13 protein-coding genes are annotated in these 17334 nt (G+C 52.1%); all 13 read left to right on the forward strand.

Features of this window, described 5'->3' with window-relative positions:
• The first annotated feature begins 374 nt into the window (after positions 1 to 374).
• The 13 genes from MPHASIOC01_RS01925 (at position 375) to MPHASIOC01_RS01985 (ending at position 17291) form a co-directional block, all read left to right on the forward strand.
• The gene (locus MPHASIOC01_RS01925; RefSeq protein WP_353613826.1) at positions 375 to 3581 is read left to right on the forward strand and encodes a T6SS effector BTH_I2691 family protein; all 3207 of its coding nucleotides are present in this window, start codon (positions 375 to 377) and stop codon (positions 3579 to 3581) included.
• 23 nt (positions 3582 to 3604) lie between these two features.
• Entirely contained in the window at positions 3605 to 3823 is a 219-nt protein-coding gene (locus MPHASIOC01_RS01930; protein WP_353613827.1) for a hypothetical protein, read from the forward strand.
• Between the two features lie 29 nt (positions 3824 to 3852).
• Positions 3853 to 4347, forward strand: coding sequence for a DUF6708 domain-containing protein (locus MPHASIOC01_RS01935; protein ID WP_353613828.1), 495 nt, complete (start codon positions 3853 to 3855; stop codon positions 4345 to 4347).
• A 56-nt stretch (positions 4348 to 4403) separates the two neighbouring features.
• Positions 4404 to 5150, forward strand: a complete 747-nt coding sequence (locus MPHASIOC01_RS01940) for a DUF6708 domain-containing protein (RefSeq protein WP_353613829.1) — start codon at positions 4404 to 4406, stop codon at positions 5148 to 5150.
• A 114-nt stretch (positions 5151 to 5264) separates the two neighbouring features.
• On the forward strand, positions 5265 to 6485 hold the full coding sequence (locus tag MPHASIOC01_RS01945) for a hypothetical protein (RefSeq protein WP_353613830.1): 1221 nt from the start codon (positions 5265 to 5267) through the stop codon (positions 6483 to 6485).
• Positions 6485 to 9928: an ImcF-related family protein gene (locus tag MPHASIOC01_RS01950; protein WP_405027750.1), complete on the forward strand. Its 3444-nt coding sequence runs from the start codon at positions 6485 to 6487 to the stop codon at positions 9926 to 9928. Before MPHASIOC01_RS01945 ends, MPHASIOC01_RS01950 begins: the two co-directional genes overlap by 1 nt.
• Positions 9925 to 11520: a type VI secretion system protein TssA gene (gene tssA / locus MPHASIOC01_RS01955; RefSeq protein WP_064596970.1), complete on the forward strand. Its 1596-nt coding sequence runs from the start codon at positions 9925 to 9927 to the stop codon at positions 11518 to 11520. The genes MPHASIOC01_RS01950 and tssA overlap by 4 nt, the downstream gene beginning before the upstream one ends.
• A gap of 34 nt (positions 11521 to 11554) precedes the next feature.
• A complete protein-coding gene (locus MPHASIOC01_RS01960; RefSeq protein WP_064596972.1) occupies positions 11555 to 11830 on the forward strand; it encodes a PAAR domain-containing protein in 276 nt (91 codons plus the stop codon).
• A gap of 262 nt (positions 11831 to 12092) precedes the next feature.
• Positions 12093 to 13844: a type VI secretion system baseplate subunit TssF gene (gene tssF / locus MPHASIOC01_RS01965; protein ID WP_353613832.1), complete on the forward strand. Its 1752-nt coding sequence runs from the start codon at positions 12093 to 12095 to the stop codon at positions 13842 to 13844.
• Complete coding sequence (gene tssG, locus MPHASIOC01_RS01970) at positions 13808 to 14893, forward strand: type VI secretion system baseplate subunit TssG (RefSeq protein WP_353613833.1); 1086 nt, start codon at positions 13808 to 13810, stop codon at positions 14891 to 14893. Before tssF ends, tssG begins: the two co-directional genes overlap by 37 nt.
• On the forward strand, positions 14871 to 15416 hold the full coding sequence (tssJ, locus tag MPHASIOC01_RS01975; RefSeq protein ID WP_353613834.1) for a type VI secretion system lipoprotein TssJ: 546 nt from the start codon (positions 14871 to 14873) through the stop codon (positions 15414 to 15416). Before tssG ends, tssJ begins: the two co-directional genes overlap by 23 nt.
• 3 nt (positions 15417 to 15419) lie before the next feature.
• The gene (tssE, locus tag MPHASIOC01_RS01980) at positions 15420 to 15875 is read left to right on the forward strand and encodes a type VI secretion system baseplate subunit TssE (protein ID WP_353613835.1); all 456 of its coding nucleotides are present in this window, start codon (positions 15420 to 15422) and stop codon (positions 15873 to 15875) included.
• Positions 15876 to 15905: 30 nt separating this feature from the next.
• On the forward strand, positions 15906 to 17291 hold the full coding sequence (locus tag MPHASIOC01_RS01985; RefSeq protein ID WP_353613836.1) for a VasL domain-containing protein: 1386 nt from the start codon (positions 15906 to 15908) through the stop codon (positions 17289 to 17291).
• Positions 17292 to 17334 lie beyond the last annotated feature (43 nt).

The raw sequence follows: 17334 nt of genomic DNA on the forward strand, positions 1-17334 counted from the left end.
AGCCAGCATTGACTGGTTTATTTGAAAAAAAGGGCCTTCTTTGAAGGCCCTTTTTCATACTCAACATTTATCTGTTTACCCTTCTGCCTGGTATGAATATTCCCCGTCATTGCGGGTAATGACCACGTTGAACATTCGGAACACCCTGTTACAGCTTGCTTACCAGCTACTGCTCCGGATTAACTGCTTGTTACTTCGTTATTTCCGCCTGACGGATTAACGGGTTTATGTTGTAGGCTGCATCCGGCTTAATGATTTTTGCTGATTTCCCTCAGTCCTGCCTCTGCCGCCCGGTAGTCCACAACCCGTTTACCGGGCTGGGGTTTTCAGGGCCCTGCATCCTGCCGGGCCGTTAACGGAAAGGAGTTCCGGCGATGAATATCAAAGAACAGATTGCCCGTAATGCACTTGCAGCACGCCAGGCTGCGGCAGCGCCGTCCGGCTGTAAAGCCTGCAGCCGGCAGGGTGTGGCCATATACCCGTTGCGGGTGGCAGCCGTGCCCGCTTTTCTGGTGCATCCTGCCTGGCGCCCGGCGGTGCCTGAGCAGGCGGTTCCCCTGGCGGGTGGGGAATTCAAATACGCCCTGCGCACCCTGCGTGGCGGGTACGTCTATGTACTGCTGGACGGGGAAATCTGGCAGGGGTACCAGGTGACCCCGGAAGGGTACCTGCGCCAGTTTAATGTGGAAGAGATGCCGGCCAGCCCGGACATCCCGCCCCTGAATACCGCCTGCCGGAGACAGCACCATGACATCCTGGCCAGTTTTATCACCATTGCACCCCATCACACGGATATCCGCATGGCATTCAGCAGTGACCCGTGGAGCATGGATGTTCTGGATGCCTGGCGCAGCAAAAACGGCCCGTCTGCGCGTTTTACCCAACTGACCCTGTCCGGGGGGCAGGTGAGCGCCACGCAGCCGCACCGGCACCGGGTGCTGGAGCCTTCCCTGGACACCCTGAAAGCCCAGGTCGCTGAGTTTGCCGTGGAATCCTTCCCGTCGGTGGCCGGCCGTGGCGGCACTCCGGGCGGGGCTCACGGATTTTACCCGCGTACTAACAGGGAAAAACAGCGGGTACTGGGAATGCACCTTGCCCGTGCGGAACAACAGTACGGTGCGCCGGTCAGTGCCGTGGTGCTGGATGACATTGTCGGGGTGGTACAGGAATTAAACCACAGCCGGCTGGACGTGACGGACGCGCTGGCGGCGTACACCGGGCAAAAGAGGGTGATTCACCAGTTGATGGTGTCGGAAAGCATTCTGGCACTCCGTGAAGGCACCCGGTTGCGGGTGCATAATGACCCGCAACTGAAAGGGTTTTCCACGCCGGGTTACCACGGCTCGTTCAGCGTGAGCCGTGAGGTGGAGGTGGCCCTCAGAACGCATGAAGCGTTAAGACGGATGGAGCGGTTTTATCATGAGCCTGCCCGGGCGGAGTTTGCCCGTGAATATGAAAGCATGGTGGGCAGCCATCACCGGCGTATTGCAGCCATCTGGCAGGACCTGGCGCGGCTGCAGGGCTCTGCCGCCTGGCAGGGCATAATGCAGGACGACTATGCACCGGAGCGCAGTGTGCTCAGCTGGTCGTTTCTGTTGCGCACACTGGCCAGTTGCCTGCATGGCGGGCCACATAAAGACATGCCGGAAGGGCGGGGCGGGCAGGCAGAAGGCAACGCGGATTTTTCCGGCTGGCGGGCCTGGCTGGAAAACCCGGCCAGCCCGCTGTTTGTGGCCATGCTGGGAGGGGCGAAGGTGTCTGCCGGGGTGTTCAGCGGGCTGTTTTCGTATGCCGACCTGAAATCGGCCCTCACCAGCAGTGAAGTCAGCCAGTTTGTGAACAGTGAGGTGTACCAGCGCCAGGTGGCGAGCCTGGTTACGGCGGTGAACGGGGCATTTGCTCACCTGCGCCATACCCTGCCCGGGAGGGTCAGAAACGGGGTGGAGCGGGTGGTGATGGCGGTGGGCAGTGCCACCACCGGCGGCCCGGGTGTGGGGGTCTTTACCGGGGAGATGACGGTGCGGGACTTTCAGTCACTGGTCCGCCGCCAGTTAACCGCCCACGGGCGGCCTTTATGGACCACCCGCACGGCCCCGGACGGGCAGTTTACCCGCACCACCAGTGCCCGGCACCCGCCACAGATAACGGATGCGGAGATACTGAACCGCAGAATCAGGGTACGTCTGGCACTGCCACTGAACAGCCCGGAGCTGCTGGCCGGGATAACGGGGATGACCCCGGAGGCGGTGAACAGTGCGCTGAAAAACGGTGATATCGCCCTCAGTGATGCGGAGATAAAACGTGTGGCCCGGGCGCAGGCCCGGCTTTCTCCGCACCTGCAGAGCGGGATACTGGGTCTGGTGCTGGCCGGGGTGATGGTCAGCGCCACTGCCGATAATCTGGCGGCCCTGAAAAGTGCGATGCCCGGTGACACTCAGGCAGAAATGGCGCTGGCATCCGGTGTGCTGATACTGATGGCGTCAGCTGTGGAAATTGTGGGGCAGAGCGCGGCGGTACTGAACCTGTTTAACAAGGGAGAGGCGTTACTTAAAGTTGCTGGTATAGTCGCCGGGCTGGCAACAGTTATTCAAGGAATTGCCCTGGGGCTAAGAGCTTATTCAGCCTGGCAGTCAGGGGATAAAGCAGCAGGAGCACTTTATGCCGGCGCGGCTCTTATTACAGGTATCTCAGGATTGATGATTGGATGGTTTAGCTACACCGGGAGTTTAGCCCTGTTTGGCCCGGTAGGCTGGTGTATTGCCCTGGGTATTCTGGCCGCCACCCTGGTGGCATTAGGCAACCGCTATATCCGCTCCCCGCTGGAGCGCTGGCTGAGTCACTGCTGCTTTGGTAACCGTAACAGGTGCGATGAACGCGAACCGGTCTGGCACCCGGAAAGCCTGGAAGACCTGCAGGAGTGTCTGGACGCGCTGGCGATTCTAACCAGCGGGGTGTCGGCGCAACTGCGTTATGAGCGGCTGGCCGGGCTGACCAAAGCGGCTCCATTACCGGGCACCCGTCTGCTGGCGGCCCGGGTCATTCTGGCAGACTGCCACCCGGAAAACTCCGCCTGGCGGGTGGAACTGGCGGGTATCACCCACGGGGGCATACGCCAGGTGCTGGCATGCAGTGCCTCCGCAGACCAGCAAGGTAACCTGCCACCACTACAGCCGCAAACCTATGAAGCCCTGCGGCTACAGTATTCCCGCGCGGATGTCATGGCGGCGAATACCCAACCGGTCAGGCAGGTCACTGCCGCCACCACGCTGGCGGAAACCTGGTTTACCCGGGAACAGGCACCGGAGCCGGGCCGGCAGGATGACTCAGGGAGGGCACGGCCAGAACAACCTGTTCAGGGCCCGGCATCAGACGGCACCTGCCCGCAAGACAATGCCACGACAGCGGGCTTACAGCCGGAAAAAAACGGTGAGCAGAAAAAGCCGGAGCCCCACGGGTTACAACTGGACGGCACCTTTCCCCTTAATACCACCCGTTTTAAGCGTGCGGAACTGTCGGTGGTCTGGTGGCCGGATAAAGCACTGCCGGACGAATACCTGCAACTGGCCACCCATATGGACTGATGCGCGAACAAGGATGAATAACCATGTCTTTTATGTCGTTTGAGTACCCAAAACCCCGTTTGCACCCCAAACATAATAACTGGTGTGAAGACCTGCCGGAAAACCATGAGCCCCAGCTGGTGCCGCCACAACTGCGCTGGCTGACGGAGCGGAATGATATTTACCTGGAAGTGCCCCGTTACCGGATTGAGGTGATGTGGGGGGGGGGTTATTTTTTCAGTAATATTGTCTGTTTTTTTTAATGTTCTTTATGATTGTTACAGGAATTTATATGGGGTTTTATATATTGATTCCTTTACCTCTCATTGCATTTTCCATATTAATAAAATACGGCCTTACAACCTACTTTATAGAACCTCGCAGCCAGCCAATACGCCTGAACCGCAAACGGCAAAAACTCTATGTGTATAACTATAAACAGCCCTGGCAGCCCTGGCGGAAGGCCATAACCCGTATCAGTGTGTATAACTGGGCAGATATCCACGGAGAAGTCCATTTTGAAAGCACCCCGGGTATCAGCGGCTACCACCTGTATGGGGTACTGTGTGAACCCGGCACGCTCCAGGTGGTGGAACGCTTTGTGCTGGCGAAAGAGTGGGGGGAGCGGGAGCAACTGAACCAAATCTGGAGTTATCTGTGTATGTATATGCAGCACGACGATGAACTGCCACCGCCGCGCAATGCCGGAACCGCGGACTTCTGGCAACCCCGCAAGGCCGATGCCTGGCCGGAAGCCATGGAGCGGGAATCCACCAGCACACCGTAGACACACCGGCAACTGGCCACCCATATAGACTGATGCGCTAACAAGGATGAATAACCATGTCTTTTATGCAGTTTGATTACCCGAAACCCCGTTTGCACCCCAAACACAATAACTGGTGTGAAGACCTGCCGGAAAACCATGAGCCCCAGCTGGTGCCGCCGCAACTGCGCTGGCTGACAGAGCGGAATGATATTTACCTGGAAGTGCCCCGTTACCGGATTGAGGTGATATGGTGGATGTTTATTCCATACACAATTTTACTTGTTATTTGTGCTGTTATTTTTATATCCCTCTTTTTTTTAATCGAACGTTATATGATGTCAATCGTTCCTGCATTGACATTTTCTTCATTAATACTTACAGCGTTGAAGTTTTTCTTTATCGAACCTCGCAGTCTTCCAATACGCCTGAACCGCAAGCGGCAAAAACTCTATGTGTATAACTATAAACAGCCCTGGCAGCCCTGGCGGAAGGCCATAACCCGTATCAGTGTGTATAACTGGGCAGATATCCACGGAGAAGTTCATTTTGAAAGCACCCCGGGTATCCGTGGTTACCACCTGTATGGGGTGCTGTGTGAACCCGGCACGCTCCAGGTGGTGGAACGCTTTGTACTGGCGAAAGAGTGGGGGGAACGGGAGCAACTGAACCAAATCTGGAGTTACCTGTGCATGTACATGCAGCACGACGATGAACTGCCACCGCCGCGCGAAGCGGGAACCCCGGACTTCTGGCAACCCCGTAAGGCCGATGCCTGGCCGGAAGCCATGGAGCGGGAGTCCACCACGATATCACGGGTGTAGCTCACTTTTATGTGTGATGTGCATCATTTTATATGGTGTTCGCTGTATTTGAATTGTTTCTTTAAATGTACCACTTAGTCGAGTGTTTTTGTTTACTCAATTTAAGATGAAACTATGCCTGTTGATTTGAAAAAAATACCTGATGTGAGTTGTCGACCCAAAATGCCAGAAATTAAAAGATGGCTTATTTTGTTTTCTTTTCTTGTGATTGTGTATGTTTTTATTTTGTATTTCTTTACGAACCTTGTGGGTAGTTTTTATTTTATTTTAGTACCTGCGTTTTTTGTTTTTTCTGGTTTTTATTTCGTGTTTTTTGTCTTCTCATTAAAGCATGTATCTGCTAATGCATGGGACAAGCAGAGAGAGGCGGTTATTCTCCAGGAGGTTCGCCGTGGGCGCAGATCATTACAAATCCTGGCGGCTGAGTATTGTACCGCTCATTCATTTATAGATACACCATTTACACCAGCAATCAACAATCTTCTGAATAATGAGAACGTACTTTTCCCTCAGTGTTCATGGCGAGGGGAAGATAATATTCGTTTAAGCCAGTTAGCCAGGTCTGAAGGAAGAGATGAAGAACATCATATCAGTGTATTATTTGCTGAGTTGGCAAAAAAAATAGCCATTCCCCTCTCTCAGTTGCCTGTGAGTAATCCTGTTATGTTGTTATTTGAAGCATCATCATCAATAGCAGATGATAAACTTGATAACTTATGGTCACAGGCCTGGCAAGCAGTGGGTATACAGCAATCTTATACATCTATTAATGGGTCTGGTCCTAAGGTAATTGATGACTGGCTTGATAATAACATTCGCAGCAAAGCGGTATTACTGATTATTGGATTACAGTACGTGCCTGAACATACGGCAATGTCTGCTGAAGTAATCAGCGGTATATTATTAGGTAATAGACTCACGCAACAAAAAATACATCCACTGGCGATTATCCACAGACCTGAACTTGTATTAAAAAACACAGATTATCAAAATAATATGATCACTCAGGCATTAGATTGGGTGCCTGTTAATGCAGATAAACTTAAACATCTTTGGATCAGTGGTGTTTTAGGGGGAACCGATGAGTGTCAGGTACTGATGCACTCACTTGAGAACGAGCTTTTAACAGAGATTGACCGGAAAAAAGGCATTCACAATTTTAGTGATTTCATAGGCGGACCCGGTAAGGCCAGTATGAGTCTGGCTATTGCTGCAGCAACGCAATCGGTGAATCAAAAGCCTGAATATCATTTTTTAATTATACAGGAAAGTGCTTCTGCGAATATCTGGGGAATGGTTATCTCACCATGTTTTATTACTAAGGACAGTACGTAATGGAAGAAATAACAAAATGGTTCAAAGGAAATGACAGACTTTATTGGTTTGTAGTAACCAGTGTCTTACTCGCTGGAAGTATGCTCTATTATGTTGTTCTTTTTCATCCGGGGTGGCTAGGTATTATTCGTGATACACCTTCGTGGCATAGTTGGGAAAGTAATCTCAGAGTAAGCATCATTATATTTTCTGTTGTCTGTATCTTAATGTTTATAATCTTTTATAAAAGAGGCAAAGATGACTTTTTGTCTGAGAGAAATAGTACTCCAAGAGATGATATAGCAATAGCCACTAACGAGAGGTCAGCAGATACTTCATGTTCTATAAATGTCGAAATTTGTGATTATCTGCGAAATCGCTCCGGGCCATTTTGGCACCGCAAAGTCCGCCTGCTCCTGATTACCGGTGATGACGGTGCTGTCAGTCGCCTGGTTCCAGGGCTCAAGGAAAACCAGTGGCTGGAATGTAATGGTACCGTGCTGATATACGGCGGTAATCTGGATAGCCTGCCTGATACTGAAAAGCTTAATGCCTTGCGTAAACTGCGCCGCTTCCGCCCACTGGACGCCATTATCCGGGTGCTGGACACCACTCAGTCTCTGACCCCCCAGCGTAGTGACACCGACCTGCGTAGCCTGGAAAAGATCAGTGAAATCCTGCGTTATTCTCCCCCTGTCTGGCTGTGGCAACTGTGTGCCAGTGCATGGCCGCAGGAAGGCAGAGAACCACAGGCAGTGGGAATAACCCTGCCGCGCAATGCCAGGCCGGAAGATGTGGAAGCACAGCTAAATACACTGTTGCCGCAGTTACGCCAGCAAGGGTTGTCGCAGGTGGAAAGTAACTGGTCATATGATTTTTTGCTGCGCCTGGCATGGCAACTGGGGCAAGGGGGCAGCGCACAATGGAAGGCTCAACTGATCCCCTGGCTGCAGGGTGCGTCATCGCGCATTTCACTTAGAGGGGTGATGTTCAGCCAGCCTGAGCCTGTGGAAAAAAATGGTGGTAAGGAGACTGTCCCATTGCATCCTCATGCGCTGGTGTTGCCACCAACCTGGCAGGGGGTGTTGAATGGCTGTGCGCGGGTACGTGGTTTTCGGGTGGGCCGCCCATGGGAGCCGGTACTTGCATGGAGCCTTGCTGCTCTGTGTGGTGTCTGGTTCACTGGCCTGTTGATTTCAGCAACGGTCAATTACCACCATATTTCCACCGTTGCTGTTCGTGCTCACGCCCTGGATGTCAACTCGCCAGTATCAGATGCTCAGCTCACTGCTCTGCACGCCCTGCGTAACGATGCCGGGCGCTTGCAATACCACATCCAGCAGCGCGCGCCTTTGTACTGGCGTTTTGGTCTGGATCATAGCCAGCCTTTGCTGGATGCGCTGCTACCTTATTACGGCAGGGCGAATAACCACCTGATACGTGACTCAGCCAGCCAGGCGCTGGCACAGGCATTACGTACCCTGGTGAATACCCCTCCGGACAGTAACCAACGAGCGGAGCTGGCCAAATCCGGCTATGACCAGCTAAAAGCCTGGCTGATGATGTCCCGGCCTGAGCGAGTGGATGCCGCCTTTTTTACCGAAGTCATGGCAAGCGTACAGCCAGCACAGCCCGGTTTGTCTCAAGGGTTGTGGCAGGCACTGGCGCCGGATTTATGGGCGTTCTGGATGGATTTGCTGCCATCTCAGCCTGGCTGGGCAATTACGCCCGACAATGCCCTGGTGACCTGGAGCCGTCAGGTGCTGTTACAACAGGTGGGGCAGCGTAGCGCGGAAAGCAACCTGTATAACGGTATTCTGCTGGCTGTGCGGCGTAATGTGGCAGATGTCACGTTGGAAGACATGACAAACGGTACAGAAGTAGGGCGATTATTCTCAACGCGGGAAGTGGTTCCGGGAATGTTTACCCGCCAGGCCTGGGAAAATAGTGTTGCACAGGCCATTGACAGTGCGGCGAATGCCAGGCGAGAAGAAATTGACTGGGTTCTGAGTGACGGGCGGAACAGTGTATTGGCAGATATCTCACCGGAAGCCCTGAAAACCCGGCTCACACAACGGTATTTTACTGATTTCGCCGGGGCCTGGCTGAATTTTCTCAATAGCCTTCAACTGACACCGGCAAACACAATTGCTGATGTTACCGACCAACTGACCCTGATAAGTGATGTCCGCCAGTCTCCGGTTATTGCCCTGATGAACACGCTTGCCTGGCAGGGCCAGACAGGGCGGCAGGGAGAAGGGTTATCAGGCATTCTGTTGCGCCCGGTTAAAAATCTGACCAGTGGGCCAGGACCTGTTATAGACCAACTTGCCGCCGAACCACAAGGGCCGCTGGATGATACTTTTGGTCCTTTACTGGCGCTGTCTGGCATTTCAGGTGGCACTGGCGTGATGAGCGCAGACAGCAGCTTAAGCCTGCAAACCTGGCTGACCCGTATTACGCGGGTGCGCCTGCGCCTGCAACAAGTGGCTGCAGCGCCAGACCCACAGGAAATGATGCAGTCCCTGGCACAAACCGTGTTTCAGGGAAAAAGTGTGGATCTGACAGATACGCGCCAGTATGGCAGCCTGATGGCCGCGAGCCTGGGGGAAGAGTGGAGCGGTTTTGGTAGAACTGTCTTTGTGGAGCCTCTGACACGGGCATGGGAAGCGGTTCTGCATCCGTCAGCCATCAGCCTGAATGGTCACTGGAAACGCTCTGTGGTGGCCGACTGGCAGACCGCTTTTGGTGGGCGTTACCCACTGGCAGACAGTAAGAGTGAGGTGTCACTGCCAATGCTGGCGGAATTTATTCGCGCTGACAATGGGCGGATTGACCGTTTCTTGTCCACACAACTGGGTGGTGTCTTGCACAAGGAGGGCAGCCGGTGGGTTCCCGATAGCGCGAACAGCCAGGGGCTGGCATTCGACCCGGCTTTTCTGGAAGCAGTAAACCAACTGAACCAGTTAGCAGAGATCCTGTTTACCAATGGTCAGCAAGGTATTCGCTTTGAACTCCAGGCGCGTCCGGCACCGGATGTAGTGGAAACTCGCCTGACCATTGATGGCCAGCAACTGCACTACTTTAACCAAATGGCCGACTGGCATACTTTCCGGTGGCCGGGAGAAACATACCAGCCCGGGCTGATGCTGACATGGGCATCAACCCGGGCTGGCACTCGCTTGTTTGGTGATTATACCGGTACCTGGGGGCTTGTCCGTTGGCTGGAACAGGGAAAAAGCAGGCCGCTTAGCCGCAGCGAGTGGATGATAAGTTTCACAGCACCGGATGGCCGGGAGCTGGAGTGGGTATTACGTTCACAACTGGGGAAAGGACCGCTGGCTTTGTTAGCCCTGCGGGGTTTCCGGTTGCCAGAAAAAATATTTATTGTGGAACCGCATACCCCCAGCCCAAACGCCCCTGGCGCCAGCAACAGCGTAGTGATGCAAGGAACTGAAGAATGAGCAACCTCCAGAATCTTATTTCCGCCTGTGGTACAGACGAAAAGACATTAAGAGCACAAACACAGTCGCATATTGTTGACTGGGAACGCTGGATACAACCAATCAATGAAAACGATCCAACTGGGGGTGATTCGGGCTATGACGATGATTTCCAGTTGATGCGCGATGAAGTTAATAAACTCACCGGTACAGACACCGCCCTGATTTGCCAGCTTGCCGAAAAGCTACTTACCGCTACCAGTAAAGACCTGCGTGTAATCACATTTTATGTTTGGGCGCGTTTACATCAGGATGGAGAAACTGGCTTTGCCGAAGGGCTTGAATTACTGGCGGGCATGCTTGAGCGATATGGCACCCGTCTGCATCCTTTGCGCGAACGCACCCGGAAATCGGCACTTGAATGGTTAACCAGCCGCAAGGTTATGGACAGCCTGTTGCTGTACCCCGAAGTTGATATGGCCGTGATGCCACGTATTACAGGCGCTTTATTGTTGGTGGAGCAGGCGATTGTGCAGTTAGATGTGCCGTCACGGCCAGTGCTGGCACCGCTATACCAGGGGTTAAACCAGCGCCTGGAACAAAGCGGTGGAGCCAGTAGCCTTGTGCCGCAGAACAGCCGTGAAGAGACTAATAGCATCCCTGCCACGAGATCTCCGGCACCTGTTATGTCTTCGGTCTCTTCGGGGCGCGATCTGCTTGATCAGGCCAAAGTGCTGGCAGCATACCTGCGTGATCAGCCCGGGGGCTGGCTTGCAGGGCATCACCTGATAAAGAGTATCCGTTGGGACACGCTGGCAACCTTACCGCCGCTGGATTCAGCAGGCCGCACACGCCTGGTGCCGCCAAAGCCGGATAACCGGGCACATCTGAAGCGCCTTTATCTTCAGCAAAGCTGGAACGAATTACTTGAGCGGGCAGATAGCTTACAGGCGCAGGGGGTTAACCACCTGTGGCTTGATGTGCAGTGGTATATCTGGCAAGCCCTGCTCAAAATGGATAACGACACTGTTCGGGCCGACATTATTTGCCGTGATCTTCAGGGATTGCTAACCCGGCTTCCCGGGCTGGAAACCCTGGCCTTTGACGATGGCACGCCTTTTGCGGATGAAGTCACACTGAGCTGGATTAACGCCACTGTGCTGGGGGAACCTGACAACTGGAAAGAAGAGCCAGTTAATGCGCCAGACTTAGCCAGTGATACAGTACTGGAGCTTGAGGCTGAAGCGATACAACTCGCTGATACCGAAGGCGTTGAAGCAGCATTAAACTGGCTGCAATTACGGCCAGGCATTACTTCGGTCAAAGACCGCTGGATGGTCCGCCTGCTGATGGCAAGGGTAGCCGAGCAGTACAATAAAAATGAACTGGCACTGCATTTGTTAAGTGACCTGGATAACCGAGCCAGTGAGCTCACCCTTGACCAGTGGATACCTGAACTTATGTTTGAAGTTAAAGCCCGTTGGGTCAGGTTACTCCGGGCAAAAGCCGGGCGTAATGAAACAGATAAGTTGCGCCTTCAGGCAGAGATGGACACTCTGTTGTCCGGGTTGATTGCGCTGGATCCTGCCAGGGCTGCGGTATTGTGCCATTGAATACACAGGCAATTAATTGAAAAAAGGATGAGTTATGGCTAAAGGCCATTATCTGGTAATGGGCGACAGGACAACCTGTGGTGGAAGAATTATAGAAGGGGCAGAGGATCACCAGTTACTTGGTATGCCAGTTGCGCGTGAGGGCGATAAGGTTTCTTGTGGTCTGACTCCTTTTATTTATGTGATTCAGGGAGGAATATTAAATGACACGCTGCATGGGCGAAAGCTGGCAGGTACCCTTGAAAGTTTCAGTACCTGCCCGTGTAAAGCTCGGTTCATTTCTTCACTCCCGCTGGATACTTATGAGTGAATCAGAGTATTGCTGTGCGCTGTAGTGTTATTTTATGGTATTCAATTGCTGTGATGTTTACAGCTAAAATAAATGAAATGTATTTTTTGTGAAGCTGATTATTGTTTTTAATTGAAATTAATAATCAATTTTTTATTTTTATAAACTATATGTGGTGAATCTTTTTGCCATCCCTGAGAGTGTTGCAAGTTGGTTTTTTTATATTTCACAAACAAAAGATGGTTAGTGAAGACTTACAATTATTACTCAAGTAGAAAATATTATGGATGATTTAACTCTGCGTTATTACGACGCTGAAATGCGTTACCTGCAAGAAGCGGGTGAAGAATTTGCCCGGGCTTACCCGGACCGGGCAGCCATGCTTAATCTTGATAAATCCGGTGCCCGTGATCCGTATGTTGAACGCTTGTTTGAAGGGTTCGCATTTTTAATGGGACGGTTACGGGAAAAACTGGATGATGACCTGCCTGAACTGACAGAAGGGCTGGTCAGCCTGTTGTGGCCTCACTATTTGCGCACTATTCCTTCGCTATCTATCGTCGAGTTTTCCCCTGACTGGCGCGAAATGAAGGAAAGGCACCAGATCCGTAAAGGTTTTGAAGTGCTTTCCCGTCCAATAGGCGAAAAGGGAACTCAGTGCTGCTACACCACTACCCGCGAACTGAGTCTGTACCCACTCTCGCTGGAAAAGGTCTCTTTGAAAACCAATCAGAATGGATGCTCAGTAATTAATTTCCGTTTTAGTTGTAGTAACCTTGCAGACTGGAGCCATATTAACCTGAGTGAACTACCGCTTTATTTTAATGCGGATGCTCCGCTGGCCTGTGCAATGCACGAGGCATTTACCATGAATGTGGACCGAATATGGTTACAGTTATCGGATGGTAGTGAGGCTCGTGAACTGAGGGGATATTTCACTGCTTACGGTTTTGATGATGATAACCTGTGGCCAAAAAGCCATAGCAGCTTTAGTGGTTATCAGTTATTACTGGAATATTTTACCTTCCGTGAAAAATTCATGTTCACCAGCTTGCGTGGCCTGGAAACCGTCAACTTCCCGCCGAATTTGCAATGGTTTGAGGTTGAGGTTCTCCTGGCCCGGCGGTGGGAGCATGATTTCAGCTTTACTGAAAAACACATACGCCTGAACTGTGTACCCGTTATTAATTTGTTTCGGCTGGAGTCAGACCCGCTCAATATAAATTCTCTGCAAACAGAATACCTGTTAACGCCAATGCGGATTCAGGACGGTTATACAGAAATTTACGCTGTCGATGAGGTAACCTCATCCAGCTCACATACCTATGTGCCATTCTCAAGCTTCCGCCATAAAGGCGGCATGATGTGCCATGAGGCACCTGAGTATTATTATCATACCCGCGTTCGTCGTGGCCCATCCGGTTTGCATAACACCTGGCTGATTCTGGGGGGTGAGGCATTTGATAGCCATACTGTCCCCACAGATGAAAGCCTGTCCCTCACGTTAACCGGAACAAATGGCCAACTGCCACGCCGGGCGTTGCAAAGTACGGTATTGGATACCGTGATGAGAGCGACCGCTGTCAGTATCACGGTAACCAATCTGTGCGCACCCACGCTCCCTTGTTACCCACCCGAGCAGGACCGCTTTCACTGGCGCATTCTCAGCCACCTTGGCAGCAGCTTCTTATCCATGATGGATGACGCAGAAGTATTACGCGGCACGCTGGCGCTTTATGAATGGACTCACAGCGAGATGAACCGACGCAGGCTGGAGGCCATCATTGATGTTAAGCATTCAGAAACCGAACGCTTTGAGCAAGGTTACCTGGTTCGTGGCGTGCAAATTGAGGTAACACTCGACAGTCATGGTTTTGCCGGAAGAGGGGATATTTGCCTGTTTGGCGAAATGTTAAGCCGCTTCTTTGCCTTGTATACCGACATCTATCTGTTTAATCGCCTGGTAATCACCTTGCAACCAACCGGAGAACGCCTGGAATGGGAAGAGAAACACAGCCGCCATATTCCAGGTTGAGCCCTCGCCTGGAAGCAGAACTGAACCGGATAAACTTTTACCGTTTCTGCCAGTTACTGGAGAAAAACCAGCCGGGCAACCCACCATTAGGCACAACCAGCCATCCCGCCGATGACCCGGTGCGTTTTTGCCCTCATCCTGGTATGGGGTTTCCGGTAAGTGAACTAAAGTGTGTTGAATATGATGAGGAGGGCAGCCAAAACCCACCGGTTATTCGTACAACATTTATGGGCCTGTATGGCGTTGATTCCCCCTTGCCAACCGCGTACCTCGACGACATCACGCAACAACGTGAAGGGCATGAAGCACTGCAAGGGTTTCTGGATATCTTCAACCACCGGATTCTCACTCAGTTTTACCGTATCTGGCGTAAATATTCGTATCCGACCACTTTCGAGCCAGGCGGAACTGACAATATTTCACAGTCGTTACTGGGCCTGGTGGGGTTAGGTATACCCGGTATGGCGAAGCATATTGGTACGCCTGTGTCGCGCTTTTTAGCGCTGTTGGGCATCCTGCGCCAGCCTGGAAAAACCCAGGAAGGAATACAGGCACTGGTCACGTTGCTGGCACCTGAAACAGTCGCGCAAGTTAGCCCTTATTGCCTGCGTCCGGTGGCAATCAGCCATCCGTCGGGTTTTTATGGCGAAGAGGATATGTTGCTGGATGGCAATATGCCATTGGGTGATGAAGTGATGGACGCCTCCAGCCAGTTGTTGATAACACTGTGCACCGGAAATCACCAGGAGGCGCAGGGCTGGAGGCCGGATGGGCGGCTGTATCAGGATTTTCTGGTTATGTTGCGCGTATACCTTGGGTGGCGTTTTAAAGCCAAAATCCTCCTGACAGTTTGCACAGAAGCATTGAGTATGCACCCGTTGGGCGAAGCGCCATTATGGTTAGGTATCAATGGTGTTCTGGGAGCCGAAGGTGAGGTATTGCCTGCTGATATTCCACAAACTTTTACCACCACTTTAGGCTATTACAGCGGCCTGCAACCCGCACCACAACGAGAGGGAAGTCGACGTGTCAGGTATCAATTTTCTTAATAAAACTTTTTATCTTGTGCCAGTTGTGGCACTGGGCATTACCGGGTGTGGTTTAACGCAAAGCGTTACAGATGGAAGTAAATCTGCATTTAACGCAGTTTTCTACAAACAAATCAAAGTGCTGCATCTGGATTTTACCGCCCGTGAGGCCCTGAACACGGATTCACGAGAGAGCAATTCACTTTCAGAGCCTGTCGTTGTGCGGGTTTATCAACTCAAAGACAGCCAGGCGTTTGAAAAGATAGTTTATGAACAATTACTGCGCGATGGTGAAAACAGTCTTAAAGAGGATTTACTGGCAACCCGGGATGTTGTGGTTAAGCCGGGCGGTGATGCTATGCTGGATATGCCGCTGGAAGCCGGAGCAAAATTTGTGGGTGTCGCAGGTCTGTTTCGCGAACCTGAACACAAAAATAACCACTGGAAACTCATCATTCAGCGTGAATCCCTGTCAGTAAATAGTGCGCGCATCATTGAGCTGGGCGCGAACAGCCTGCGGTTGTTGCCCGCTAAGGATGACTGAGTGATGAAAAAGCAACATCATTCCCCGTCACTTTATGAAATACTCTGCGGTAATTTTACGGGAGCGTTTGACCTGCACCAGGTGAGTGAAGAAAACCAGGTTATTTTGTCTGTACTGGACAACATGCAACGTATCCTGAATTGCCGGGCAGGCACACTGGCGCATTTACCGGATTATGGATTACCCGATATGGCAACTATTCTGCAGGGTATGCCAGGGACAGCCCACCAGTTAATGAGTACCCTCTCCGCTGTTTTGCTGAAATATGAACCCCGCCTGAAAAAGATAACCGTTGTTATGCTGGATCAGGTGCAACCCGGGGAGCTGTGCTACGCCATTGATGCCGAACTGAAAGATATTGGTCTGGTGCGCTATGGCACCCAGTTTATGCCAGAAGGCAAGGTGTTGCTCAGGCATCTTAAACAACGGCGCTTCATCAACAACTCACCTGGTCTATAAGTTTTTCTCACCACTGACGGAACAGTATCTGTGAACACCCGAAAATACCTTCGTACAGGCAGCGATCCACGCTCACTGCCTGATTATGTAGCTTTGCGTGATGAAATGATGAAACTCACCCATCCTGCCCGGCCTGATGTGAACTGGCAAACGGCAGAAATGCTCTGCCTGCGGTTATTTGAACATAATGGTGTCGAATTACAGAGTGCGACATGGTATACGCTTGCGCGTATGCACATTGCCGGCCTGGTGGGCATGAACGAAGGGCTTGCCTTGATTAATGCACTGGCCGCACATCAATGGTCTGTGATGTGGCCCGCCAGTGTGCATGCCCGTATGGAAATAGTGACTGGCCTTAATCAGCGCCTGCAGGCTGTCTTTCGCACTCAGGTTTACCGGTCTCCCGATGATCTTTCTGAGCTCTACCGGGCACAACAAGAGCTGGATGAGCTGAGTGATACACTGGGCCGCCATGAACTCAGGCAGACCAGTCAGTTGGCAGCGTTTCAGCAACAGATAAAACAGGCAATTACCCGGCTGGAGAATATGCCGCGTGGCTGTCAATCTGCACAAGATATCGTGTTGCCTGCCCAGGCGGTGACACAGTTTGCCGAACCTTTGCGCCCGGCCAGAGAACGTCTGGTCTACATTGTGCCCCACGAGCCGGTCGTGGATGTTGATTCATTGCCCGCTCAAGGAAAAGTAAAGCATCATAACCTGTGGTTGTTTTTGAGCGGCGCATGCACTGCATTATTGCTGAGTAGCGTGGTTAGCTGGGGGTGGCGCTATCTGAATACACAACCCGCAGGCCTGGCACAACTGAACGCCTCACTGGCCCCGTTACCCGGTATCGTGCCTGAAGAACAACGAGTGGCACTTAGCCAGTATGTGGTAGCAAAACCGCATGGCAGCGAAAAGTTGGTAAAACAAACTCGTGAACAACTCGGCTGGCTGGCAACACTGCCACCGGGCTGGCAACATCAGTATGCCCGGCAGCTATTATCACAGGCCGAATTATTGTTGCCCTACAATACGGCGGTAGAGCCAATGATACGTGACTGGCAGCAACAGGCGGAAGCAAGTGCCATGCCGTTGCCTCAGTTAACTAACTGGCAGGACGGAATGGTAAAATTGCAACGCCTGGCTGACCAGCTCAATGCTCTGGATGAAAAGCGCGGCAAGTACATGACGGTCAGTGAACTGAAGTCGCAGGTTTTCGCCATCACAGAGGCATTCCGCCTGCATATTCCTGCTGAAGAGCGGTTGCGCCAGTTGACGCAGGCAGGTAACACCAGTACCCAGCCTGGCGCTTTACAGTTACAAACCGAACTGCACATCAGGCAACTTCTATACCGTTATAGCCTGATAAACATGCAGCTGGAAAGCCGGGTTAGCGGAACAAGTGGAAAACAATAACGGCGTGAGGTGACAGTGACTGGCTGTAACTTTTACAACCGAT

This window comes from Mangrovibacter phragmitis, assembly GCF_040429585.1.
In the GTDB taxonomy this organism is placed as follows: Bacteria; Pseudomonadota; Gammaproteobacteria; order Enterobacterales; family Enterobacteriaceae; genus Mangrovibacter; species Mangrovibacter phragmitis.